The organism is Flavobacterium ovatum (assembly GCF_040703125.1).
GTDB classification, from domain to species: domain Bacteria; phylum Bacteroidota; class Bacteroidia; order Flavobacteriales; family Flavobacteriaceae; genus Flavobacterium; species Flavobacterium ovatum.
The window spans coordinates 2,463,475-2,486,659 of the sequence record NZ_CP160035.1 but is presented as its reverse complement, the minus strand read 5'-3'; the positions used below and the strand labels follow the sequence as shown (position 1 = coordinate 2,486,659).

The 23,185-nt window shown below is 33.4% G+C and carries 18 protein-coding genes and 1 pseudogene; 4 read left to right on the top strand and 15 right to left on the bottom strand.

What is annotated here, in order from left to right; genetic code table 11:
- Nucleotides 1-20 precede the first annotated feature (20 nt).
- The 3 genes from secDF to gyrB all read right to left on the bottom strand — a co-directional run bounded on the left by secDF (nt 21) and on the right by gyrB (nt 6,172).
- Nucleotides 21-2,990: a protein translocase subunit SecDF gene (gene secDF / locus ABZP37_RS10515; RefSeq protein WP_366182823.1), complete on the bottom strand. Its 2,970-nt coding sequence runs from the start codon at nt 2,988-2,990 to the stop codon at nt 21-23.
- A gap of 224 nt (nt 2,991-3,214) precedes the next feature.
- Nucleotides 3,215-4,150, bottom strand: coding sequence for a malate dehydrogenase (locus ABZP37_RS10510; RefSeq protein ID WP_366182821.1), 936 nt, complete (start codon nt 4,148-4,150; stop codon nt 3,215-3,217).
- 75 nt (nt 4,151-4,225) lie between these two features.
- Nucleotides 4,226-6,172: a DNA topoisomerase (ATP-hydrolyzing) subunit B gene (gyrB, locus tag ABZP37_RS10505; protein WP_366182820.1), complete on the bottom strand. Its 1,947-nt coding sequence runs from the start codon at nt 6,170-6,172 to the stop codon at nt 4,226-4,228.
- Nucleotides 6,173-6,918: 746 nt separating this feature from the next.
- Between gyrB and ABZP37_RS10500 the strand changes: the two genes are divergently transcribed.
- A complete protein-coding gene (locus tag ABZP37_RS10500; protein WP_366182818.1) occupies nt 6,919-7,377 on the top strand; it encodes an RNA methyltransferase in 459 nt (152 codons plus the stop codon).
- Nucleotides 7,378-7,533: 156 nt separating this feature from the next.
- On the opposite strand, the gene ABZP37_RS10495 is transcribed toward ABZP37_RS10500, so the two are convergent.
- From ABZP37_RS10495 to ABZP37_RS10470, 6 genes and pseudogenes are all read right to left on the bottom strand, one after another.
- Nucleotides 7,534-7,785 carry a type II toxin-antitoxin system RelE/ParE family toxin gene (locus ABZP37_RS10495; RefSeq protein WP_366187523.1) on the bottom strand — a complete coding sequence of 84 codons (252 nt, stop codon included), beginning with the start codon at nt 7,783-7,785 and terminating at the stop codon, nt 7,534-7,536.
- Nucleotides 7,786-7,832: 47 nt separating this feature from the next.
- Complete coding sequence (locus ABZP37_RS10490; protein WP_366182816.1) at nt 7,833-8,075, bottom strand: hypothetical protein; 243 nt, start codon at nt 8,073-8,075, stop codon at nt 7,833-7,835.
- A gap of 13 nt (nt 8,076-8,088) precedes the next feature.
- Nucleotides 8,089-8,301: an addiction module component CHP02574 family protein gene (locus ABZP37_RS10485; RefSeq protein ID WP_366182815.1), complete on the bottom strand. Its 213-nt coding sequence runs from the start codon at nt 8,299-8,301 to the stop codon at nt 8,089-8,091.
- A 223-nt stretch (nt 8,302-8,524) separates the two neighbouring features.
- Nucleotides 8,525-8,728: pseudogene (locus ABZP37_RS10480) on the bottom strand (transcriptional regulator); the annotation flags it as partial.
- Nucleotides 8,729-8,803: 75 nt separating this feature from the next.
- Nucleotides 8,804-9,193 carry a hypothetical protein gene (locus ABZP37_RS10475; protein WP_366182814.1) on the bottom strand — a complete coding sequence of 130 codons (390 nt, stop codon included), beginning with the start codon at nt 9,191-9,193 and terminating at the stop codon, nt 8,804-8,806.
- A 140-nt stretch (nt 9,194-9,333) separates the two neighbouring features.
- Nucleotides 9,334-9,864 (bottom strand): hypothetical protein, encoded by a 531-nt coding sequence (locus tag ABZP37_RS10470; protein WP_366182812.1) that lies wholly within the window; start codon nt 9,862-9,864, stop codon nt 9,334-9,336.
- A 664-nt stretch (nt 9,865-10,528) separates the two neighbouring features.
- Between ABZP37_RS10470 and ABZP37_RS10465 the strand changes: the two genes are divergently transcribed.
- Both ABZP37_RS10465 and ABZP37_RS10460 read left to right on the top strand, forming a co-directional pair.
- Nucleotides 10,529-10,996, top strand: a complete 468-nt coding sequence (locus ABZP37_RS10465) for a hypothetical protein (RefSeq protein ID WP_366182811.1) — start codon at nt 10,529-10,531, stop codon at nt 10,994-10,996.
- Nucleotides 10,993-11,277 (top strand): hypothetical protein, encoded by a 285-nt coding sequence (locus ABZP37_RS10460; protein ID WP_366182810.1) that lies wholly within the window; start codon nt 10,993-10,995, stop codon nt 11,275-11,277. Before ABZP37_RS10465 ends, ABZP37_RS10460 begins: the two co-directional genes overlap by 4 nt.
- A gap of 135 nt (nt 11,278-11,412) precedes the next feature.
- Here the strand turns inward: ABZP37_RS10460 and gatB/aspS are convergent, their stop codons facing one another.
- The 6 genes from gatB/aspS to ABZP37_RS10430 form a co-directional block, all read right to left on the bottom strand.
- Entirely contained in the window at nt 11,413-14,745 is a 3,333-nt protein-coding gene (gene gatB/aspS / locus ABZP37_RS10455) for a bifunctional amidotransferase subunit GatB/aspartate--tRNA ligase AspS (RefSeq protein WP_366182808.1), read from the bottom strand.
- Nucleotides 14,745-16,142, bottom strand: a complete 1,398-nt coding sequence (locus ABZP37_RS10450) for an amidase family protein (RefSeq protein WP_366182806.1) — start codon at nt 16,140-16,142, stop codon at nt 14,745-14,747. The genes gatB/aspS and ABZP37_RS10450 overlap by 1 nt, the downstream gene beginning before the upstream one ends.
- A 2-nt stretch (nt 16,143-16,144) precedes the next feature.
- On the bottom strand, nt 16,145-16,414 hold the full coding sequence (locus ABZP37_RS10445) for a hypothetical protein (protein ID WP_366182804.1): 270 nt from the start codon (nt 16,412-16,414) through the stop codon (nt 16,145-16,147).
- Nucleotides 16,415-16,597: 183 nt separating this feature from the next.
- Entirely contained in the window at nt 16,598-17,047 is a 450-nt protein-coding gene (locus ABZP37_RS10440; protein WP_366182803.1) for a hypothetical protein, read from the bottom strand.
- Nucleotides 17,048-17,397: 350 nt separating this feature from the next.
- On the bottom strand, nt 17,398-19,158 hold the full coding sequence (locus ABZP37_RS10435; RefSeq protein ID WP_366182801.1) for a TonB-dependent receptor: 1,761 nt from the start codon (nt 19,156-19,158) through the stop codon (nt 17,398-17,400).
- A gap of 86 nt (nt 19,159-19,244) precedes the next feature.
- Nucleotides 19,245-22,259 carry a tetratricopeptide repeat protein gene (locus tag ABZP37_RS10430; protein WP_366182799.1) on the bottom strand — a complete coding sequence of 1,005 codons (3,015 nt, stop codon included), beginning with the start codon at nt 22,257-22,259 and terminating at the stop codon, nt 19,245-19,247.
- 235 nt (nt 22,260-22,494) lie between these two features.
- On the opposite strand from ABZP37_RS10430, the gene ABZP37_RS10425 reads away from it, so the two are divergent.
- Nucleotides 22,495-23,181 carry an ATP-binding cassette domain-containing protein gene (locus tag ABZP37_RS10425; protein ID WP_366182797.1) on the top strand — a complete coding sequence of 229 codons (687 nt, stop codon included), beginning with the start codon at nt 22,495-22,497 and terminating at the stop codon, nt 23,179-23,181.
- The last annotated feature ends 4 nt before the right edge of the window (nt 23,182-23,185 follow it).

The window sequence follows — 23,185 nt, the reverse complement described above, 5'->3', positions numbered from 1 at the left end:
TGATTTGTATATAAAGTAGATTAACTTTCTTCGTGTTGTTTTTCAACATTCTTTTTATCTTCTCTAGAAATAGTATCAACTAATACTGGAGTCGCAATAAACAAAGATGAATAAGTTCCAACTACAATACCCACAAGCATTGCGAAAATAAATCCTCTAATTGATTCACCACCAAAAACAAACATAATCAACAATACCACAATCATAGTTAATGAAGTATTAATCGTTCTTGACATAGTTGTATTAATAGATTGATTTACAATTTCAGCAAAATTACCTTTTGTTTTACCTGCTAAGAATTCACGTACTCTGTCAAATACAATAACTGTATCATTCATAGAATATCCAATTACCGTTAAGATTGCAGCAATAAAGTGTTGGTCAATTTCCATACCAAAAGGCATGAACTTATAACATAATGAATAGATCCCCAAAACAAAAATAACATCGTGAGCAACAGCTGTGATAGCTCCTAAACTATATTGCCATTTTCTAAAACTAATCATTAAGTATAAAAACACCAATAACATAGCCCCAAGAACAGCCCAGTAAGCATTTGTTTTAATATCTTCAGCAACAGAAGGCCCAACTTTTGAAGCTTGTAAAATACCTACTTTCTTACCATCATAAGCATTAATAAACTTATCATACGTTAAATCAGCTGCATAATGATGTTTTAAAGTTTCAAACAATAATTTATTTACTTCTTCATCAGCTTGAATTCCATGTTCTTTAACTTTATACTTCGTAGTAATCTTTAATTGATTATCACTACCAAATATTTTTGCTTCAGCACTACCAAATACTTTAGTCAATTCCCCTTTTACTACTTCAGCTTCAACGGGTTTTTCAAAACGAATTTGAAAAGTTCTACCTCCTACAAAATCAACTCCTTGATCCAGACCATTTGTTGATAATGATACAATACTTACCACAACAACAACTGCCGAGAACATATATGTCCATTTTTTCATTCCTAAGAAATCAAAATTGAAGTTATTGAATATTTTCTTAGAGAAATTAGTGACAAATGTTAAGTCACTTTTAGTTCTTAAATTTCTATCCAAAAAGATTCTTGCAATAAAAATTGAAGTAAATAATGAAGTAGCAATACCTATTAACAAAGTAGTAGCAAATCCTTTAATAGGTCCTGAACCAAAAATAAATAATACTGCACCTGTTAAAATATGAGTAACGTTTGCATCTGTAATAGAAGACATTGCTCCCCTCCAACTGTAAGACGTTTTAATAGCTTCTTCAAGCGATTTTCCGGCTCTTAATTCTTCTTTTGCTCTTTCATAAATAATGATATTGGCATCAACTGCCGTACCCATTGTTAATACGATACCTGCAATACCTGGCAATGTTAAAACAGCTCCTAAACTTGCTAAAACTCCGAAAAGGAAAAGTAAGTTAACCGCTAATGCTATATTAGCATACCATCCTGCTTTACCATAATATACCATCATCCATAATGAAACAATAAGTAAACCTACTAGCGCAGATGTTGTTCCATTATCAATAGCTTCTTGTCCTAAGGATGGACCTACTACTTCTGACTGTACTATATCTGCTGCTGCGGGTAATTTACCTGCTCTTAAAACATTAGCTAAATCCGTAGATTCATCCAAAGTAAAACTTCCTGAAATCTCCGATCTTCCTCCTGCAATAGGCCCAGTAGAAACACCCGGAGCAGAATAAACAATATCATCTAAAACAATAGCAATATTTGATTTTTGAGTATACGCTCTTCCTGTTAATTCTTCCCAAACCTTTGCTCCTTGTCCATTCATCTCAATAGATACAGAAGGTTTTCCTAACTGATCAAAAGAAGCATTTGCACCAGTTACAACACCACCACTCATTGAAGCAACATCATCTCTATTACCTCTTAAGGCATATAATTCTACTGCTTCTACACTTTTATCTTTAGCATCTTTTATTTGAGTCGATTTTCCCCAAACAAATTTCACATAACGAAATTCAGGAGCTAATAAAACTCTAATATCTGATCTTTTCAAATAACCATTAACTACAGCTGTATCTTTAGGAGCAAATAAACCTAAAACCGGTCCACCACCTTGAGATAACATTTTATCAAACAAAGGATTGTTTCCTTGTTTGGTAGCCAATGAATCTTTCGTATCTGTTAATAATGCACTTAAAGAATCTTTAACTACTTTTTTAGTTTCAACTTTAGTGATTTCAGTTTTCTTCAAAGCATCATTTGCAGCTACCAAGAAGTTACCAATTTCATCAATTTTATAGGTTTCCCAGAACTCTAATTGCGCAGTACTTTGCAACAATTTTTTAATTCTATCAACATCTTTAGCACCTGGAAGCTCCACAAGGATTCTTCCTGATTCTCCTAATTTTTGGATGTTTGGTTGTGTTACACCAAATTTGTCAATACGTTTTCTTAAAACACCAAAAGCACTTTCAACTGATTCGTCAACTTTTCTTTTGATTACTTTTTGAACATCAGAATCTGACATTTGAAAATCAACACCACCTTCACCTTGCAAAGAACGGTTTGCAAAAATATCTGGCGAAGCTAATTTTACTGTTCCTTTAGAGTTAGCAGCAAAAGCTTCAAAGAAAGCATCGATATACGTTTGATTCCCTTTTTGATTAGCCGTTGCATCTGCTAAAGACTTATTGAAAACTGGATTTTTAGAATTGTTAGACAATCCTTTTAATATATCTTTCACAGAAATTTGTAATATCACATTGATACCACCTTCTAAGTCAAGACCTTTATTTATTTGCTTGTCTTTTACTTCATCAAAAGTAAAATTAGCAAACCCTAAGTTAAATACTTTTTCTTTACTAATTGAATCTAAATATCTCAATTCTTTGTCAGGATCTCCTCCCGAAAAAGATTTAGCATCATTTTTAATTTTACTCGAAACAAAAGTAAACGAGAGTTGGTAAATACTTACCAATGCAAATAGAATTGCAAAAAATTTAATAAGTCCTTTATTCTGCATTATTACTGAAAATTAATTATTTTATATTTATTTTATTATTGTTTGTGCTTGAAATGCTAATCTTAATCATGTTTTTAAAACAAAAAAACAAAACCCAAGAATTGTATTATTTTATTAAACCGAGCAAATATATAATTATGGTTCAGACTAACCAATTTATTTTCGAATTAATCTCAAAAAAAAGACTGCAAAAGTGCAGTCTTTTCATTTATATGCCATTTTTATTAACCTAATATTGATTTCAAAGCATCATTCATTTGCCTAACAGCAATTGCGCTCTTAGCAAATAATGCTTTTTCATCATCATTTAACTTAATCTCTAAAATTTCTTCCACACCATTTTTACCAATAATACAAGGAACACCTATACAAATATCTGATTGTCCATATTCGCCCTCCACGTAAACTGAGCAAGCAATCATTTTTCTTTGATTGTTCAAAATACTATCTACTAAAAACGCAACAGAAGCTCCTGGCGCATACCAAGCTGAAGTCCCTAACAATCCTGTTAGAGTTGCTCCTCCCACCATAGTATCTGCAGCTACTTTTTGTAAAACTTCATCTGATAGAAACTGAGTAACAGGAATACCATTATAAGAAGCTAAACGTGTCAAAGGAATCATAGTCGTATCTCCATGACCTCCAATCACCATTGCCGAAATATCATTAACTGGTTTATCCAGCGCTAACCCTAAATAGGTTCTAAAACGAGAACTATCCAGCGCGCCTCCCATACCAATAATTCTATTTTTAGGTAATCCCGTAGATTTTAATGTTAAATAACACATCGTATCCATTGGATTCGACACAATTACAAAAATTGCATTAGGAGAAAACTCTAATACACTATGAACAACAGATTTAACAATTCCTGCGTTAATTCCAATTAGTTCCTCGCGGGTCATTCCTGGTTTCCTTGGAATTCCAGAAGTTACCACAACAACATCACTATTTGCTGTTTTAGAATAATCATTAGTCACCCCGGAAACCGTTGTGTTAAATCCTGTATTAGTCGCACATTGCATTATATCCAAAGCTTTACCTTCAGCAAAACCTTCTTTTATGTCCAACAATACTACTTCACTTGCAATTCCTCTATAAGAGATTACATCAGCACAAGTTGCACCCACGTTTCCTGCTCCTATTATTGATACCTTCATGTTTTTTTTGAATTAATTTGTTAATTAAAATAGACAACCGACCATTTTTATTAATGGTCGGTCTAATTTAATAAATTAAGCATCAATATTAGCATAAACTGCATTTTTTTCGATAAACTCTCTACGAGGTGGTACTTCATCACCCATTAACATCGAAAAGACTCTATCAGCTTCCGCTAAACTATCAATTGTTACTTGACGTAATGTTCTAAAGTTAGGATCCATAGTTGTTTCCCACAACTGTTCTGCATTCATCTCTCCAAGACCTTTATAACGTTGTATCGCTGCGCTTCCTCCCATTCTCTCATTAGCTTGATCACGTTGTAAATCATTCCAAGCGTATTCTTTTTTATTTCCTTTTTTCACCAAATATAAAGGTGGAGCAGCAATATATATATGTCCTTCTTCAATCAATTCTTTCATAAATCTAAAGAAGAATGTCAAAATTAAAGTAGAGATATGACTACCATCGACATCGGCATCACACATAATAATTACTTTATGGTAACGTAATTTCTCAATATTCAATGCTTTACTATCCTCTGCAGTACCTACTGTAACTCCAAGAGCAGTAAATATATTCCGAATCTCCTCGTTTTCAAACACCTTATGATGCATCGCTTTCTCAACATTCAAAATCTTACCACGTAAGGGCAAAATTGCTTGAAATGCACGATCACGACCTTGCTTAGCCGTTCCACCTGCCGAGTCTCCCTCGACAAGATATACTTCACATTTTGCTGGATCTTGTTCTGAACAGTCAGACAATTTCCCTGGCAATCCACCGCCACCCATTACGGTTTTGCGCTGTACCATTTCACGCGCTTTCTTAGCAGCATGACGTGCTTGAGCTGCCAAAATTACTTTTTGAACAATGATTCGAGCATCATTTGGATTTTCTTCCAAATATGCTTCAATCATATCACCCACCGCTTGACTTACTGGCGAAACAACTTCTCTATTTCCAAGTTTGGTTTTTGTTTGCCCCTCAAACTGTGGTTCTGCAACTTTTACAGAGATAATAGCTGTCAACCCCTCACGGAAGTCATCACCTGAAATATCAAATTTCAATTTGTCTAACATTCCCGAAGCATCTGCATATTTCTTCAATGATCTCGTAAGACCCGTTCTAAAACCTTGCAAGTGCGTTCCCCCTTCGTGTGTATTGATATTATTTACATAGGAGAAAATATTCTCACTATAACTTGTATTGTATATCAATGCCACTTCAACAGGAATCTCTCCTTTATCATTATCCATAGAGATTACATGAGCAATAATTGGCTCACGGTTCCCGTCTAGGTAACGAATATATTCTTTTAGTCCTTCTGTAGAATGAAATACTTCAGAAACAAAATTTTCGTCTTTATCTAATTCTCTTTTATCTGTAAAAGTAATTGTAATTCCTTTATTCAAGTAGGACAACTCACGCATACGAGCCGACAAAGTATCATAAGAATACTCCGTAGTCTGAGTGAAAATAGTTGGATCTGGATAAAAAGTTACAATTGTACCTCTTTTAGTCGTTTCTCCAATTTGTTTTACTGGATAAAGTGATTTTCCTTTTTCATACTCTTGTTCGTAAATCTTACCATCATTACTATGAACAGTTGCTCTCAAATGGTTTGACAATGCATTTACCACCGAAACCCCAACACCGTGTAATCCTCCAGAGACTTTATAAGAGTCTTTGTCAAATTTACCCCCAGCTCCAATTTTGGTCATAACTACCTCCAGAGCCGAAACTCCTTCTTTTTTGTGCATTCCAACCGGAATACCACGACCATTATCTTCTACTGTAATTGAACCATCTTCATTTATATCTACTATAATGGTATCACAATGACCTCCCATTGCCTCATCAATAGAGTTATCTACAACCTCATAAACCAAGTGATGAAGTCCACGAACTCCTACATCTCCAATATACATGGAAGGGCGCATCCTTACGTGCTCCATTCCTTCTAATGCCTGAATACTATCTGCTGAATAATTATTTTCCTTCTTGATTTCTTCGCTCATGTTTTTTTATTCTAAAAATGTATTATTTTTTGTCTAACGAACAAATATATAAAAACTGAAATTAGAACATAGCCAAAATCAGCTTTTAACAGCTTAAGTTATTAACAATAAGTGTCAATTTCTATAGCATTTTCAACGCAATCCCTAAAAAAACGAACATCCCTTACTATTCAAAATTTGTGACTGCTATAAAAAAGATGAAGATTCAAACATTTTCCACCAAAAAGATAATTTGGGCGTGCCACCACCAAGCAAAGGGGTTGACTTTTGCAGATCCATATTTAGCCCCTTTACTTGCTGCTGTCAGGCTATCCATTCCGCCGCGGCGGATAGTTCCTATCCCTCACGCAAACCCGAAATCAACACTAAATTTATTGGAATATCATTTTCATAAAAAAACAGTTCCGAATACTCTTATGCAAATTATGATTAAAAACATGTCTAATTGTCAGTTCGAGCGCAGTCGAGAACCACAACAGCATCTCGACTGCGCTACCTATGACGTTTTGATTTAAATACCTAAATTACAGACACCTAAAAAACACACCCCTAGCCTCTCTCAAGAGGGGAATTAGAAGTGCAAACATTCAAATAACGTCATTTTATATTGCTTTTTTTAGAATAAAAATTACTCCTCGATAGGACAAAAAACAATAGACTATTATATAAATGGTATCAAACAAAAAATTCATGTTTAAACAAATACAAAACTTGACTAGACCAATAACAGTTTGTATTTTTGCGGCATGAATGATAATTTTATAACAGAATATTTCGGAATTGGAATACAAAACGGAAAAACACCAGAGAACTTAGGTGTATTGTGGAGAACTGCACAAAACCTTGGTGCCAGCTATATTTTCACAATTGGAAATCGCTATGCCAAACAAGCCTGCGACACGCACAATGCCGTAAAATCAATTCCGTATTTTCATTACGACAATTTTGATGATTTCTTCAAAAACCTACCCAAAGGCGCACGGTTGGTTGGTGTGGAGTTAGACGATAGAGCCGAAGATTTAGAAACTTTTGAACACCCAAGAAGATGTGTTTACCTACTAGGCGCCGAAGACAACGGACTTTCTAAAGCAGCCATAGAAAAATGCCATTCACTAATAAAATTCAAATCCGAAAAAAGTTTGAATGTTTCTGTTGCTGGGAGTATTGTGCTTTATGATAGAGGACTTGGTAAACCGAGGTCTTAGTCAAAAGGCAAAAATCAAATATCAAAAGTCAATTTCAAAATTCAAAAATCAAAATAACCCTTTACAAAACACAAATTTTCAAAACAAACATGGAAATGCCTATTTTGAAAATTTGCAAATGCAATTTATCGCAAAAAAACAATTCTAAATTTTTTCTTACTTTCTAAGTGAGTAATCTTTAGGATTTCTGTAAGCGTGAATCACAGCTAAAACAACGATTTGCTTTTTAGTATCGTTTATAATGTAATGAATATGATACGGAAATTGTTTTAATAGAACCGTTCTAAAATTCTTGTATTTTATCTGAAAGGAAGTGGGAAAATCGGCAATGTGTTTTTTAGCTTCGTCAATCCTATCTAAAAAAGCAATGGCAAGTTCGGGATTTATATTTTTGTAGTAATCAACAATATCTTGAATATCAAAAGCTACAGCGGGTTAATTTACAAAACCATAACTCATATTCCTTTTCTAATTTTGTCAAGTGTAGTATAAAAATCAACTATATCATTAGGTTTTTTGTAATAATCTTCTAAACGCTCGTTAAGAATATTTTTTTGCCACGAACTTAACTCAGAACTGTCTTGAGCTTCTTCCTCTTGCAAATCCGAATACTTTGTTTTCAGCTTTTGCCATTCTTCAATAGGAATATGAACCCCTGTTGTATTCCCTTGTTTATCGTGAATAAATTGTAGTGTCATAGCTATATATATTTTATTTTTCCAAATCGTCAATCATTTCAAAAGCGTCCATAGTTGCTTGAGGATCATTTAGCCTACTCAAAACAATGTCTTTATCACATTTAGGAAATTCGTCTTCTAGATTTTCAATATCAGGGTAGCATTTTTTCATGATTTCCCAATCTTCTATAGCAATTACAACAGCTGTCTTATTTCCTAAATTATCGGATATATACTGAACATTCATACTGATTATGATTTAAATAGCTTTTATCAAAGATACAAAAAAACTTTATTGCGTTTAATAACTTTATCAAGCCAATCGCTAAAACAGTTTGCTAGTATCATTTATTTCTAAAACAAAAAACTACAACTTTTTAAGGTTGTAGCTTTGTTGATTTACTTTGTGGGCACGAGCAAGATGCTCGCGCTAGCTGTTGAGCTTATTTCTGCTCGCGCCTGCAAGGGATCATTTCTTCCATTCTTATTTTTATTGCTTGAATTGGATCTGGAGCTTCAATAGGAAAAAATTGGTTTTCGTAATTTTCTATTAACAATGACAAAATTTCAGCTTCATCACCCTCAATAGAATTTGGAGTAGCATCAAAAATCACTTCCAATCTTTCCAGTGCTTTATCGTAATCGTTTTCAGTTTTTATAGGAGCTATTTCCATAATTCTAGATTTTAAATTGTGTCTGCGTTTATTTTATCATATTCAGCGTGACGATTGGGCGTTTAGTTTTTCTAACTAATCAAAATAAACTCCTCCATTTAAAAAATCTAAATTAAATGATTTGCACTTTGGGCAGAAATTTTTACTTTTCTTATAATATTTACCACTCCAATTATGGCTTCCAATTTTCTTGTCGTCAACGAACATTTTAGGTTCGTAATATGGAATATATCTATCATCTGTTTTAACAACAGTGACATTTCGATAAAAAAAATAAAGAAATCTTTGTTTAACTATTTCAGAACTTGTGCAATCATAAAGATTTACCTGTTCAATCTCATTAGATTCAATATTAAAAGCTGGCGCTCCACATTGAGTAAGATGATTTAATTTTCCGCCACCAACAGCAATTGCTTTCGTTTGGTATCCACATTGTTTACAAAGCGGTATGATAGTAAAGCCCATTTTAATTTTGTTTTTTTTTAGGATAAATATTTAGTGTTTTTTTTCGGTATCATTTATTAAAAAATTAATTAGTGTTTTATTTTCAATATCGTTGGTCTGTTTTTCAACAGGAAGCAAAAAAATGTATTTGAAAATGACTTTTAAAACGGAGGTTCATCTTGACCTAAATTAGGCTCACAAACAAATATAATTCCTGATGGAGTAAATTTTATAATCCAAAGTAATTCTGTTAATGATTCTTCAAAACCAAATTGCAATATTTTCCTTATAATACTTTGTAATGAAAAATCTTTACGCATATATGTACCCTCTTCAAGTTGATTATAATTCTTGTATGTCGATTTTATGTAATACTTTAATTCAGATTTTAGAGAAGTATATTTAATTTCTCCTCGGGACCAATCGTTAGTTCTTGCTCTATAAATGTATATTGGTAAAATTTTATTCATATAAGTTGATTCGCAACACCATTCCTCAGAATATTTTATTTTTTCAAAATTTAATTTTTTGTCGCACGGTAAAATATATTGAGTAATTTTTTCAAGTGAAAGGAAAATATGAATGCGGTGATCCCCTTCATATTTCAAATTACTTTTTGTAATTACATATTGCTTTGAATAAATTGTAATCTTATTAAATAGTTTTTCCGTTTCCAGGACAAGATAATTCATATAATTTTTCCGTTTATTAGTTCTGAAAATAGCTGTTAACGTCACCGATAGCGCAAGCTTACCCTCTTACCCACAATCAAATTCAAAACAAATATAAATAAAAAACTACAACCATTTTATTGATTGTAGTTTCTTTGTTGGCCAATCGTTATAGGTATAAGCGCGACGCTCGAACTAACTAAGCGTGTTTTTTACGCCCGCACCAGCAGGGAGCTGGTTTCAAAAATAACACTTTTCTTATTATTCTCTTTTTGTGAGAAATTTTGAAATTTAGATAATAATGCAGGAATTATTTTGTTAGATTTGTTTGCCTGCAATTGGTTTTGGAACGGAAAAATTTCGCACTTTCAATTGCACCGTGTAAATATTCGAAAAGCAGATTTAGATTTTGGACACAATTAAATAATAAAAGTAACATTATGATATTAAAAATAAAAAAACCAACCCCTTCTCAAGAGAAAGAATTCAATGAGTTATATTTTAAATTAATAAATTACACAGATAAAATGACAAGAAAAGAGAGTCTATTTATTGAATTTGAACTATTTCTTTTACCTGATATTGACGAGGAGAATTTTATTAAATTAATAAGTACACACACATTATATCATAATCATATATTATAGAAAATTAAAATGGTTTGGACTTTTATAACTTTAAAAATATGAAAAATCTATGGTTTAGGCTTTTGTTTTATTGGTGTTATGAAAAAACTCCAATTGGCTCAGGATTAACAATCCCTTATTTAATAGGTTCTATTAAACATATAGATAATGGAACAACTTCAATTGAGGAATTATTAAATGAGTTTTCAAAAAATGAAACTAATTATTTAGTATCCATTGATTTATGCGAAAACATTAATGAATATGTGATAAAACTAAATGACACAGAAGATTTCATTCAATTGAAACACTATCCAAGATTTGGAAATTTTTTTATACAGGATGAAAAACTTGGAAAACTTGAAAATATTAATAAGATGTCTAATTATCTTCAAAACATCTATTCTGTAAATATTAAAGATGATAAATTTTCTAAAATTGATGGTGAATTTATAAAATTTACAATTGATGATTTAGAAATGATTAATCAATTCAAAGAATCTACCATCAAAAAACTTAAAATATGAAACAACTTGGACTTGGAGGATGTCTAATAATAATAGTATCGTTCGTAATTGTAATGGCTACATTAAAGCCATTAGTAAATATTCTAGGCGATGGCGCTTTTGCAGTTGTTATCATTCCAACATTCTTTCTTGCAAGCTTTTTAGCAAAATTATTTTTTCCAGAGGAAAGAGAAAATAATTCGAATTCAAATAGTTTTAACAAAACTGATAATAAAAATCAGCAAGAAGATACGGAAGATGATTTTGACATTGATTATAGTGATGACGATATTGAGGCTTAAAAATCACACAGCTACAATAGTTACTAATATTCTTACTCTTAATTGGCGTAGATACCGACAATTTTATATTATAAAAGCGGATTCATATCTTTCGATACAAACCCGCTTTTTAAATTATTTAAAGATTTTAAATCCTTATTTCCTCATAATCCTTACGTTCATCTCCTCCACCTTTCTGTCAGATAAAAGTGATGGTGCTCCGAATAATAAATCTTCGCTAGATCCTGTTTTTGGGAAAGCCATTACTTCTCTAATAGAAGCTTTTTTCTCCAAAATCATCATTAGTCGGTCAATTCCCCATGCGATTCCTCCGTGTGGTGGTGCGCCGTATTGGAAGGCTTTGTACATTGTTCCTACGCTCTTCATCATTTCTTCTTTGTTGTAACCCATATTTCTATAAGTTGCTTCTAGAATTTCCGATTTGTGTGCACGAACAGAACCTCCTCCTATTTCGTAACCGTTTAAGATAATGTCGTATTGTTGTGCGATGATCGTTCCAATTTCGTCTTCGTTACCATCCATGTGTTTTTTCAAATCATAGATTGCTGGCATGGAGAACGGGTTGTGTGTAAACGTCCATCTTCCTTCGTCTGTTTTTTCGAACATTGGGAAATCAACTACCCACGCCGGACGCAATTCCTTCGGGTTAATCAAGTTCAACATTCTACCCATTTCTTGACGAACGGCATCCAAAGCTTTGTTTGCCGTAGCATAATCTGCTGCTGAGAAGAATACAATATCTCCCACTTGCGCATCAGTCGCTTTGATGATTCCTGCTGCAATTTCTTCACCCAAAAATTTAATAATCGGAGATTGCAATTCGGTTTCATTCACAATAATATAAGCCAAACCACCTAAACCGTGTTGTTGTGCAACTGCAGTCAACGTTTCAATTTGCCCTTTAGACATACGTTTGTTTCCTTGCTCTTGAGCCGAAACTTTGATACATTTTACAATTCCGCCTTCATCAATTGGTTTGCTGAATACTTGGAAAGTGGTTTCTTTTACGATTTCGGTAATGTCTTGCATCTTCAATCCGTAACGTAAATCAGGTCTATCGCAACCGTAAAAATCCATAGCATCTTTATAGGTAATGACTTCAAACGGATGCAAAATCCATTTTTTACCGTATATTTTTGTAACGATGTTATTGAACATTTTGGTGTTCAAATCGATAATTTGTTGCATGCTTGCGTATGCCATTTCGATATCCAACTGTGTAAATTCTGGTTGACGATCTCCACGAGAATCCTCATCTCTAAAACAACGAGCAATTTGGAAATACTTCTCATAACCACTCACCATCAACATTTGTTTGAACTGTTGTGGCGCTTGTGGCAACGTATAAAAGAAACCTGCTTGTTTACGTGTTGGAACGATAAACTCACGTGCTCCTTCATCGGTTCCGGCACTTAGAATTGGAGTTTCAATTTCTAAAAACTCTTCTTCATCTAAGATGTCTCGCAATAACTTAATCACTTTATGACGGTTGACAATGGCTCTACGAACCTCATCATTTCTATGATCTAAGAATTTGTATTGAAAACGAGTTGCTTCATTTGTTTTGGCAGCTCTTTTTATTTCGAAAGGCAAGGTTTTCGATAAATTCAAAATTTCTAAAACCGACGTTTCCATTTCGATTTTACCCGTACGCAAACCTGCGTTGAAATCATCTTCATTACGACCAACGACAATTCCTTTTACAGAAATCACCGATTCTGGTTTCAATTTCACCAAATCATCAATATTTGGGAACGATTCTCTACTAATTCGAACCTGGAAAATCTCGTAACTAGAATCACGCAAATCGATAAACATCAATTCTCCGTGGTCACGCACAGACGCTACCCAACCAGATAATTCCACTTCTTGACTAATGTTTTCCTCAGACAATTGCGAGATTTTGTGTGTTCTATAATTGTCTTTTATGATAATTGGCACTTCAGGAAGTGTTTCTTCTTGATGACCTTTGCTTTCTACTTCTATTTCTTTCGAATCATTTTGAGCGGCTTCTTTCTTTTCTAAAACTGCTGCAGCTCCCAATTGGTCTAGAATAATTTGACGAATTACTTTTCCATCGGCACCTTTTCCAACTACACCTAAAACTTTACCAACCAAAATACCCGCTTTCCCTTGATTTCCGGCTTTGATGTCATTGGCTACAGCCTCATTTTCAGCAAGTACTTTAGTTATTACTTCTTGGATTTTTTCTTCAGAAATAGTGTTTTCTTCGAAATACTTGTTGTAATCAAAATTATGATCTTTCAAATAGCCCGAAATCGCATTTTGAACTAAAACTGCAGTGATTTTTTCAGCTTTGAATAATACAAAAATGGTAATTAAATGCGCTATGTTATTAATTTTGACATAATCCTCTGCCTTCACATTGTTAGCTAAAGTTTTAGCCACAAACGAAGGATCATTTATCGAATTATTTAAAGTTACAAAGGTTCTAGAACGCAAAGCATCAGCTGTAAAAAACTTAGCATCTTGCGGCAATACACCACCTTTTATCAAAATTGATTCTACTGCGAAAGGCAAAGAAGCAGTATCTACAGAAATAGCTTCAATTTCTTTTTTGATGTTTACAAAAGGTAAATCTGGCTCCGAAATAAAACGGTAATCTGCTTCGAATTCCTTTTTACGCATCACTTTGGTTTGCTTCAAATCGGCATCCCATAAAACCGTGGTTTGATCGGGTCTAAACGCTTTATTTTCGATAAAATAATTGAATTGCTTCTCTACTTCTTCTTTCAAAGCTTCGACCATAAACTTAAACGAGTTCAAGTTTTTGATTTCCGTTCTTGGATTTAATTCGGCGCTGTCTTTTTTACGTAACGAAACCGAAACATCCGATTTGAATTCTCCTTTTTCAAGGTTCGCTTCAGAGATTCCTAGATTTTGAACAATACGCTGAATGTACTGCGCATAAGTTGAAGCATCTTCTATATTTCGAAGACAAGGCTCCGTCACAATTTCGATTAATGGCACACCTGCTTTGTTGAAATCGACTAACGAAATTTTCTTTTCGTGCATCAATTTGGCAGCGTCCTCTTCGATATGGACCTGAGTCAGGTTAACTGTAAACTGAGAACCATCATTTCTATAGCAAGAAACGTGACCATCAGGAATTACCGGATTATGATATTGTGTAATTTGAATGTTCTTTGGGTTGTCTGGGTATTCGTAGTGCTTTCTATCCCAAGAGATTACTTCGTTACTAAAGGTCGATTCTACCGCTTTTCCAAAATAAATCGCTTTGGTTATCGCTTCTTTATTTAGGGCAGGCAAAACGCCCATTTGTCCCGTACAAACCGAACAGATATTTTGATTAGGTGTTTCAATTTCTTGATTTGGACAAGAACAAAACAACTTGGTTTTGGTATTTAATCGAACGTGAGTTTCAATTCCGATTACCAATTCTAAATCGTGGGCAATGATCGCCGCATTTAATTGTTCCAATTCCATTATAGTGTATCTTTTAAGAAGTTAGCAAATTGCATCACTAATTCGTCATTATTTTTTGCTGCCGTAATTTGCAGTCCTGTACTTGTTCCTTGTGGCGCCGTCATTGTTGGTAATTGTCCCAAACTAAAACCTACTGTATAAGCATCTGACAAATACATCGCCAAAGGATCTTTCAAACTGTCTCCGATTTTTGGAGGTGTACCTGGCGTCACTGGTGATAAAATGATATCTACTTCTTCAAAATCCTTACGGAAATTTTCAGAAATTTGGTCTCTCAAAGCCAAACCTTTTAAGTAAATCGCATCCGAGAAACCTTGAGATAATACTTGGTTCCCTCCTACGATTCTGCGTTTTGTTTCTTCCGAAAAATTTTCAGAACGGGTTACTGCGTAAGTATCAATTAAGTTTTCAGACTCAATTCGGTTTCCGTAGTTTGTCCCGTCTAAACGTGATAAATTTGAAGCCGTTTCTGCCATTGCCAAGGTATAATAAGTAGAAACTAAAATATCTGATTTAAAGAAATCCAGTTCTTTAACTACAATTCCTTTGGCTTTTATTTTTTCGATAGCTGCTAAGAAGTCTGCTTTTACTTGCGCATCGATAGCATCACTTTCGATAAAATTCTTAAAATAACCGATTGTTTTTACTGTCGAATGAGCAATAGCTTCTTCTGAAATTTCGTTTGAAGCAATCGAAGTTTGATCTTTTGGATCTTTTCCGCTCATGACATTCATCACAATACGAATGTCTTCGATTGATTTTGCCAATGGTCCAACGCAATCTGTAGAAGACGCATATGCCATCAAACCAAATCTAGAAACACGACCGTAGGTAGGTTTCAAACCATAAATATGATTGTAACCTGCAGGTTGACGAATCGAACCTCCTGTGTCTCCTCCGATAGAAAAAACGGTGTAGTCTTTGGCAACATTCACAGCAGAACCTCCGCTTGAACCACCTGCAACCAATTCGGGGTTAATGGCATTTTTTACCGCTCCAAAAATGGTGTTTTCGCTAGAAGAACCGTGACCAAAACTATCGCAGTTTTCTTTCACTAACGGAATAGCACCAGCATCCAATAATTTTTGGATGGCAGTTGCCGTATAAGGTGATTTATAATTTTTCAACAAATCAGAACTTGCTGTTGTGTAGGTTCCTTGTACCATGTACACATCTTTTATTCCAAACGGAATACCTTCCAACAAACCGATTGTTTCTCCATTTGCGATTTTTGCATCTACTTTTGCCGCCAATTCAAGCGCCATTGTATCTAGCAAAGCATTTACCGAATTATAGGTGTTTTGCTTTAGCAAATCGAGTCTTTCTTGCACCAAAGCAGTACAAGTTATTTCTTTTGACACCAATTGTTGGTGTATATTTTTTATCTGAGATTCCATCATTATCCTTCTATAACTTTAGCAACTACTAAAAATCCATTTTTCTTGTTTGGGAAATTTTCCATGATGAGTTCTTTCTCGATAGCCGAGCTTTCGATCACCACATCATCTCTTAAATCACTTACAGGCACGCAATTATAATTGACATTATTGGTAGCATTATTATTTGATGCATTTGCATTCTTGATTACATCAAACAATTTATTCACACTCTCTGAAGGCTGTGCTCCTTTAATACTCGACAAGACGTCGACTGTCATTATTTTGCTCATAATTTAATTTAGTTTTAAAGTCAAACTTTTACGGTCGCGAAATTACGAAAGATTTGTTTGGGAAACACTTTTTTTTACTATTTTCAGTTGTGTAAAAGCCATAAAGAGGCTTGAAAAAACAGAGTTTGGAGATTTTATTATATTTTTTCAGCTCGAAAACACTGATTTTGCAAAAAGCAGAATCTACTCCACACTCTCAATCAAATAGGTAGTTCCATTTATTTCGAAAGTAAAACCTACTCTATTTCCAATCAACTTATTTCCTAATGGTGCTTGTGGAGATAAAGCAATTACATTCACCCCGTCGATGTTGATTTTTGGCAAAGCCAAAGAAAGGTATAGATAAATTCCGTTTGCTTTGACGAGGCTTCCTAACGAAATCGTTTCGGCAATAATCTCGGGATTGATTTTTTCTAAAACTGATTTTTGCGTGATTACTTCACTCAATTTGGCATTGAGTTTTTCTTGTTCCAAGTGCATCATTGACAAAGCGGTTTCGTGCTTGTCTCCTGCTGAACCTTTGGCGTCGTTCTTGGCATCTTCGGTCAAGCTAGAAATCATGTCTCTAAAAACATCAATCCTGTCTTGGACTTGTTGGGAATAATGCGAATGTATTTTTTGTTTGAAAGTCATTTTTTTGTGTAAGTGGCTAAGATACTAAGTTTCTAAGTTTTTTTAAAAAAATTCTAAAATCCTTTGGCATATGAATTTAAATTCAAAATTTGTCGATATTTTTGCGTGAAGGATAGAAGTGGAAATCCTTTTTTGGGGCTTTTTTCTGCCCCAAAAAAGATTACTTCACTTCGCACTTATTTTCATCGGAGTTCAGTGAACTTCGTTTGAAACGTATAGCCTGACCCGTAGTTTTTACGAAGGGGCACGCCCTGAAAATTCATAACGGTAAATTTAAAAAAGCACAAGAACAAAGCCTAATATAACTTTGTGAACCTTGTGCTTTCTTTATAAACTCTGTGGGTAAAATATTAAAAATCGAATTTATAATTAGCCCCAACTACGATTTGAAATCCTTGTACTGGATAATTCAACCATTGTTGATATCCTTGATTGGCGATGTTATTTGCTTTTAAGAAACCTGTTAAACGGTCGCTGTGTTTATAGCCTAAATGTGCGTTTATATCAAAATAACTGCTTAATGTTGTAGTGTTGGTGGAATTCTGCATCATGTCCATACGCTCACCTACATAAAATACTTGAGCACCTGTAAACCATTTTTGAGTGATATTAACATCCAAATTGGATTCTACTTTTACCGTTGGAAGATTCCAAGCTTCTTGCTCAAAATTGTTGGTATAACTACTGAAAGTTCCAGTAAGTCCAAAAGTTACGTTCTCGGAAAAACTAGCTTTTAAATTCCCCGAGAAACTCAAGGTTTTCATGTCATCATAAACCACTTGGAAAGAGTTTCCAAAAGCGTAAGGTTCATTAGTTATAACCTCTGTATAATCACTACTTCTATACAAAGCCTTATTCCTTTCATTCAAGTAAGACGCTTTTAAATTATAACTCACATTATTAGCCAGCTTTCCTTTTAATCCCGCAAAAATATCATACTGTTTGTCGGTTGGCTTGATGAATCCAGCAGTTGTTTTGTCTCCCATAGTAGGTGACAAAAACGGGTTTCCATCAGCAAATTGTTGATACGAATTTTGCTCTAGACTTCCTTCTGCTCCAGTATAGAAAATCATTAAATCACCAACCACTTTCAATGAAGCATTTACTTGTGGGTAAACATACAAGGAGCCTTTACTGTTCTCAGAATCCATGCTGTAAAAGATTCCAGCTCCCAAATTCAATGTCCAGTCGTCTTTTAGCATTACAAAACTAGGTTGAATTCCTATATTAGTATAGCCGTATTTAATGGCTTGAGTATTGCTTTTGTCATCATTATGTTCAAAGCTTCCGCCTACATAATCAACTATTAAATTAGTTTTAACCGCTTGTTCTCCTACTTCAAATTTAAAGGTAGGTCTAACATAAAAACGATTTTCGGCAGAACCAAAAGTATCAGCAAAATGTAAAAACTTCAAATTAGCATCACTTAAGAAACTTTCACCAAAACCAATTCTTCCTCCAATAGAATAGGTATTAAAAGAATGTTGAGGATTAATCCCAAAGATTAAATCAGATCTATCTTGTGGGGCTAATGAACTACCAAAGTCTGCTGGCAAACCGTACCAGTTGTAAATTTGGTTTTCATATCCTAAGTCTAAATTAAATGACATGTCATTATAGTTCGCTCCATAAGTCAAATCAATTGCAGTATCAAAATAATCAGCATTTAATTCGGCGTTTTTCACTCCCCCTTGAGATGATAGATGACGAAACATTCCTCCTACATAATCGTTATTATTTAATTCTTGGTTTACAAAAAGTTCTGCATTTAAAGTTTGGAAATTTCCAAATCCTAAGGTTGCGTAATTGTTATATAAATGTTCTTGTTTTGACTTCTCCACTCCTTCTGCTTTCCCCTTCAAAGGTGCAAACGTAGAAGCTACAGGAAATGAAAAAATAGAATATTTAATCGTTTCTTTCTTAGTATTCCCATCATCATCAAGTGAAGGTGTTTCACTAATTTTCACTGCATCAGAAATAGTTGGACTATAGGATTTAACAACCGTCACTTCTTCTGAGCCAATGTTACCATCCCTCTTTTGAGCAAATGACACTTGAACAGTCATTACTACAATTGCTATGGCTATATTATTTTGGAAATTGAATTTCATATTTTTTTTCTTTTGGAATTCGGTCTATAACGAAATACCTTTTAATGAATTTTGTTTAAACTTAACTTTTTCTTGAAACTTTAAAATTAATTTTGAATCGATGAATTTGTTTTTGACTCCTGAGATTTAATCAAAGCTAATTCGGTTTTAGCTTCTGAAACTACCTCTGGGTAATCTGTAAAATTCTGAATCACGTTGTCTAAAATATAAGTTGCTTGAAAACTATCTTTTAAACCATAAAAGTTTTTAGCCATCACTACTAATCCTTTGGCACCATAATATCTGTAACTAGAATAACTCTTGGCTAACTTTTGTACCGTTATATTTGACGCTTCATATTTCCCGTCTTTGTTTTTAAAATAAGCATCATAAAACAATGCTTCGGCAGCTAATTCTCCTTTAGCAATTGATAATAATTTAGAATATCCTGCTCTAGCTTTTGCTTCATCACCTGTTTGCATTGCTGAACGTGCAATGATAATTTGCGCATCACTTTTGACATTATCATCAATTTTAACTGCATTCAACACTTTCTCTGCATAGGTCACTGAATTTGCATAATCTTTTTTATCGTAATAGCATTTCATCAAATTAGACTGTGCAAAAATTTTGTTTTGCCCCAACTCTGCTTCATTTTCCAAACGTTGCAAGACTGTAATCGCCTTCGTTTTGTCATTATTTTTTAAATAAATCTGTCCTAAACGTGTTAAGGATTGTTCCGTGAACTCGTTTCGAGATTGACTAATCACATTCTCATAGCTTGGAACTGATTTACTTTCCTGTCCTTCTGAAAAATAGGTTTGTGCCAAATAAAAATTGGCTTGTAAGTTATGTAACCCTCTAGGAAAACTGGAAATATAGGCATTGAAACCAGATATTGCTTGACTATTATTTTTTTGGCTAAATTGTTTATAAGCCGACTCGTAACTATCGTTATCCAATTCAACATCTGAAACGGCTACAAAATCTAACGTTCTTACCCATGTAGCATATTCATCTACTCTACCATTATCTACATAAATCAATCTAGCTGTAGAAACGGCTTCTAAAGCCTCTGGACTTTTGGGAAATTCTGACGCTACTTTTTTAAATTTAGTTAAAGCTAAGTCACTTCTATCCGAGTTGTAATACACTAAACCTTGTCGCAAAATGGCTTTAGCTGTAAAAGAACCTTTTTTATACTCGACTATCAATCGGTCATAGGTATTTAAGGCTAATTCTTGTTTATTAGTCGCAACATAAGTATTTGCTAATTCATATAAAGCATCATCTTTATAGCTAGATTTAGAATACATATTAATAAAAGAATTCAGTTCCTCAATTTTTTTATCACTTTTCCCCACAAAACCATAACAAAGTGCTTTTTGGAAATAAGCATAATCAGCATCAAAACCGTTATATTCTATTGCTTTATTGTAAGCTTCCATTGCAGGATAATATTTTGAATTCACAAATCGACAATCTCCTAAACGTAAATAGGAATCATTCAAACGGTCTTGGTCACTTTTCCCTTTATCAATTTGATTTTGAAAATAATTCCCCGCTTGGTCATACTCTTTTAACTTAAAATACGCATAGGCAATATTGTAATTGATATTCTTAAATTCAGGTGTTGCACTCGCACGAGTCAAACCTATAAATTGTTTAAAACTTAGCAAGGAATTTTGATAATCTTCTAATTTATTCTCTGTTTCTCCTTTCCAAAAAGTCGCTCTTGCAGTAAACTCACTATCTATTTGATTTTCAAGTGATTTTTTAAACATTTTCTCAGCTTCCTGATAACTTCTATTTATAAATAATTCTAATCCACTATAGAAAGTCACTTTTTGGTAGGCTAATTTATTTTCAGGCCTTTTACTTTTTTCTAATAAAACCAATGCTTCACTGTAGTTTTTAGATGAAATATAGGAGTCAATCAGCAATTTCTCAATTACCGCTTTATTACTGTTATTTGGATATTTAGTAATAAAACCAAGCAATACTTCAGGAGTACTTTGATATGAATTCCCAATTTCATAACTCAATTTGGCATAATTCAAACTAGCATCTTCTTGTATTGCAGCATCAAAACTCATTTCTGAAGCATTCTTAAAAGCATTTAATGCTTCCTGTTTTTTATTTTGGTTCAAATAACTTTCTCCCAAATGGTAATAAGCATTTTGAGCAACAGCATCTTTACCTCCAATGATTTTATTGAATTGCGCAATGGCTTTTTCGTAATCATTTTGTTTGTAATAGGCATAACCTAATTGATAGTAATCAGTATTACTCCATCTTCCTCTTTTTCCTTTGTATGCTGTTAAATAAGGAATAGCTTTATCGTATTTTTTTAAATTAAAATAACTTTCACCAATAACTTTATTCAACTCTGATTTCTCCAGAGCTGTAGATTTTGTCATGGCTTTTTCACCTAATTCAATAGCTTTTTGAAAATTTCCTTGTTTGAAATTCATATCAGCTTGATAATAGGAAAGCTTTTCTTTGTATTTTTCATCTCCAGAAACGGCATCAAAATATTTATTGGCTTGAGAATAATCATTGCCTTCATAGGCCATAAAACCTAAATAATATTTGGCTTGAGAACCATATTCTCGTGATTTCAAGACTTTGTTAAAATATAAAGTGGCTTCTTTTTTATTTTTAGCACTAAAAAGACAATACCCTTTTTGGAAATTAAACTTATCTCTGTCTTCACTTTTTAACTGAAACTCTTGTACTTTTTCAAAATTTCTCAAGGCACCTGAGTAATTCTTTTGGTCAAAATAATAGTATGCTACTTCAACATAAGCTTGATTACTTTTAGCACTTGTAGGATAATCAGACAGGAAGCGTTCTATTAAATCTCCTGCATTAGCACGATCCAAACGAATCGCACAACTGGCATCATAATAAGCACAATCAGACTTTACCTCTGGATTCTTATTCTCTAAAAATACTTTTTCAAATATGGTTTGTGCCGAAGCAAATTGTCCATCTCTATATAAAGCTACAGCTTCATTAAAATCTTTTAATTCATGAGTATATATCGTTGATTTTTGTGCAAAAAGGGATATTGCATTTGTAAAAACCAAGAAAATGAGGCACCAAGAAAATTTACGCATTGTCTATTTTTTTTTATCTATTCAAAAGTATCATATTCTAACGTTTATAACGAATTCTAATTCCATTTTATTATAAACATTCTTTTAACAACTGTAATGTATTAGAATTGCTTTAGAACTCCATTGAGCTTAGCAACAATAATGCCCCTTTTTTAAAATTAACTATATCTAATGAAATTTATTTTGAATACAACCGTTATCTTATTACTTTTACACAATAAATGAATCCTATATTATGTCTCAACCTATACTTTCTTTAAAAAACGCAACTATTTACCAAGAGGATAAAACTATTTTATCAAATGTAAATTTAGAAGTTAATCGTGGTGAATTTTTATACATCATCGGAAAAACAGGAACTGGAAAAAGTAGTTTAATGAAAACACTTTATGCAGATTTACCCTTAACTGAAGGCGAAGGACATATTGTGGATTTTGACTTAGTCGGTTTAAAAGACAACGATATTCCTTATTTAAGAAGAAAAATAGGGATTGTTTTCCAAGATTTCAAATTACTTCCAGACCGTAGTATCAAAGAGAATATGATTTTTGTTTTAAAAGCTACTGGTTGGACCATAAAAGAAGAAATGGATCGTAAAATTGATGAAGTATTAGACAAAGTTGGAATGAAACAATATGTTAACAAGATGCCACATCAGATTTCTGGTGGGGAACAACAGCGTGTGGCTATTGCAAGAGCTTTATTAAATGACCCTGAGTTGATTCTTGCGGATGAACCTACAGGGAACCTTGATCCACAAACTAGTACTGAAGTACTTGAAGTATTAAGAAAAATCAACGAAAACGGAAAAACTATTATCATGGCAACACATGATTATGCGCTACTTATGAAGTATCCTGCTAAAACCTTAAAATGTGAGGATGCTAAGATATTTGAAGTAGTTCAAAGGACGGTTTCATAATTTT

Bases quoted from the DNA above. Each gene is read 5' to 3' on its own strand.
- secDF (WP_366182823.1), bottom strand. From the start codon at position 2,990: ATGCAGAATAAAGGACTTATTAAATTTTTTGCAATTCTATTTGCATTG.
- ABZP37_RS10510 (WP_366182821.1), bottom strand. From the start codon at position 4,150: ATGAAGGTATCAATAATAGGAGCAGGAAACGTGGGTGCAACTTGTGCT.
- gyrB (WP_366182820.1), bottom strand. From the start codon at position 6,172: ATGAGCGAAGAAATCAAGAAGGAAAATAATTATTCAGCAGATAGTATT.
- ABZP37_RS10500 (WP_366182818.1), top strand. From the start codon at position 6,919: ATGAATGATAATTTTATAACAGAATATTTCGGAATTGGAATACAAAAC.
- ABZP37_RS10490 (WP_366182816.1), bottom strand. From the start codon at position 8,075: ATGACACTACAATTTATTCACGATAAACAAGGGAATACAACAGGGGTT.
- ABZP37_RS10485 (WP_366182815.1), bottom strand. From the start codon at position 8,301: ATGAATGTTCAGTATATATCCGATAATTTAGGAAATAAGACAGCTGTT.
- ABZP37_RS10475 (WP_366182814.1), bottom strand. From the start codon at position 9,193: ATGGGCTTTACTATCATACCGCTTTGTAAACAATGTGGATACCAAACG.
- ABZP37_RS10470 (WP_366182812.1), bottom strand. From the start codon at position 9,864: ATGAATTATCTTGTCCTGGAAACGGAAAAACTATTTAATAAGATTACA.
- ABZP37_RS10465 (WP_366182811.1), top strand. From the start codon at position 10,529: ATGAAAAATCTATGGTTTAGGCTTTTGTTTTATTGGTGTTATGAAAAA.
- ABZP37_RS10460 (WP_366182810.1), top strand. From the start codon at position 10,993: ATGAAACAACTTGGACTTGGAGGATGTCTAATAATAATAGTATCGTTC.
- gatB/aspS (WP_366182808.1), bottom strand. From the start codon at position 14,745: ATGGAATTGGAACAATTAAATGCGGCGATCATTGCCCACGATTTAGAA.
- ABZP37_RS10450 (WP_366182806.1), bottom strand. From the start codon at position 16,142: ATGGAATCTCAGATAAAAAATATACACCAACAATTGGTGTCAAAAGAA.
- ABZP37_RS10445 (WP_366182804.1), bottom strand. From the start codon at position 16,414: ATGAGCAAAATAATGACAGTCGACGTCTTGTCGAGTATTAAAGGAGCA.
- ABZP37_RS10440 (WP_366182803.1), bottom strand. From the start codon at position 17,047: ATGACTTTCAAACAAAAAATACATTCGCATTATTCCCAACAAGTCCAA.
- ABZP37_RS10435 (WP_366182801.1), bottom strand. From the start codon at position 19,158: ATGAAATTCAATTTCCAAAATAATATAGCCATAGCAATTGTAGTAATG.
- ABZP37_RS10430 (WP_366182799.1), bottom strand. From the start codon at position 22,259: ATGCGTAAATTTTCTTGGTGCCTCATTTTCTTGGTTTTTACAAATGCA.
- ABZP37_RS10425 (WP_366182797.1), top strand. From the start codon at position 22,495: ATGTCTCAACCTATACTTTCTTTAAAAAACGCAACTATTTACCAAGAG.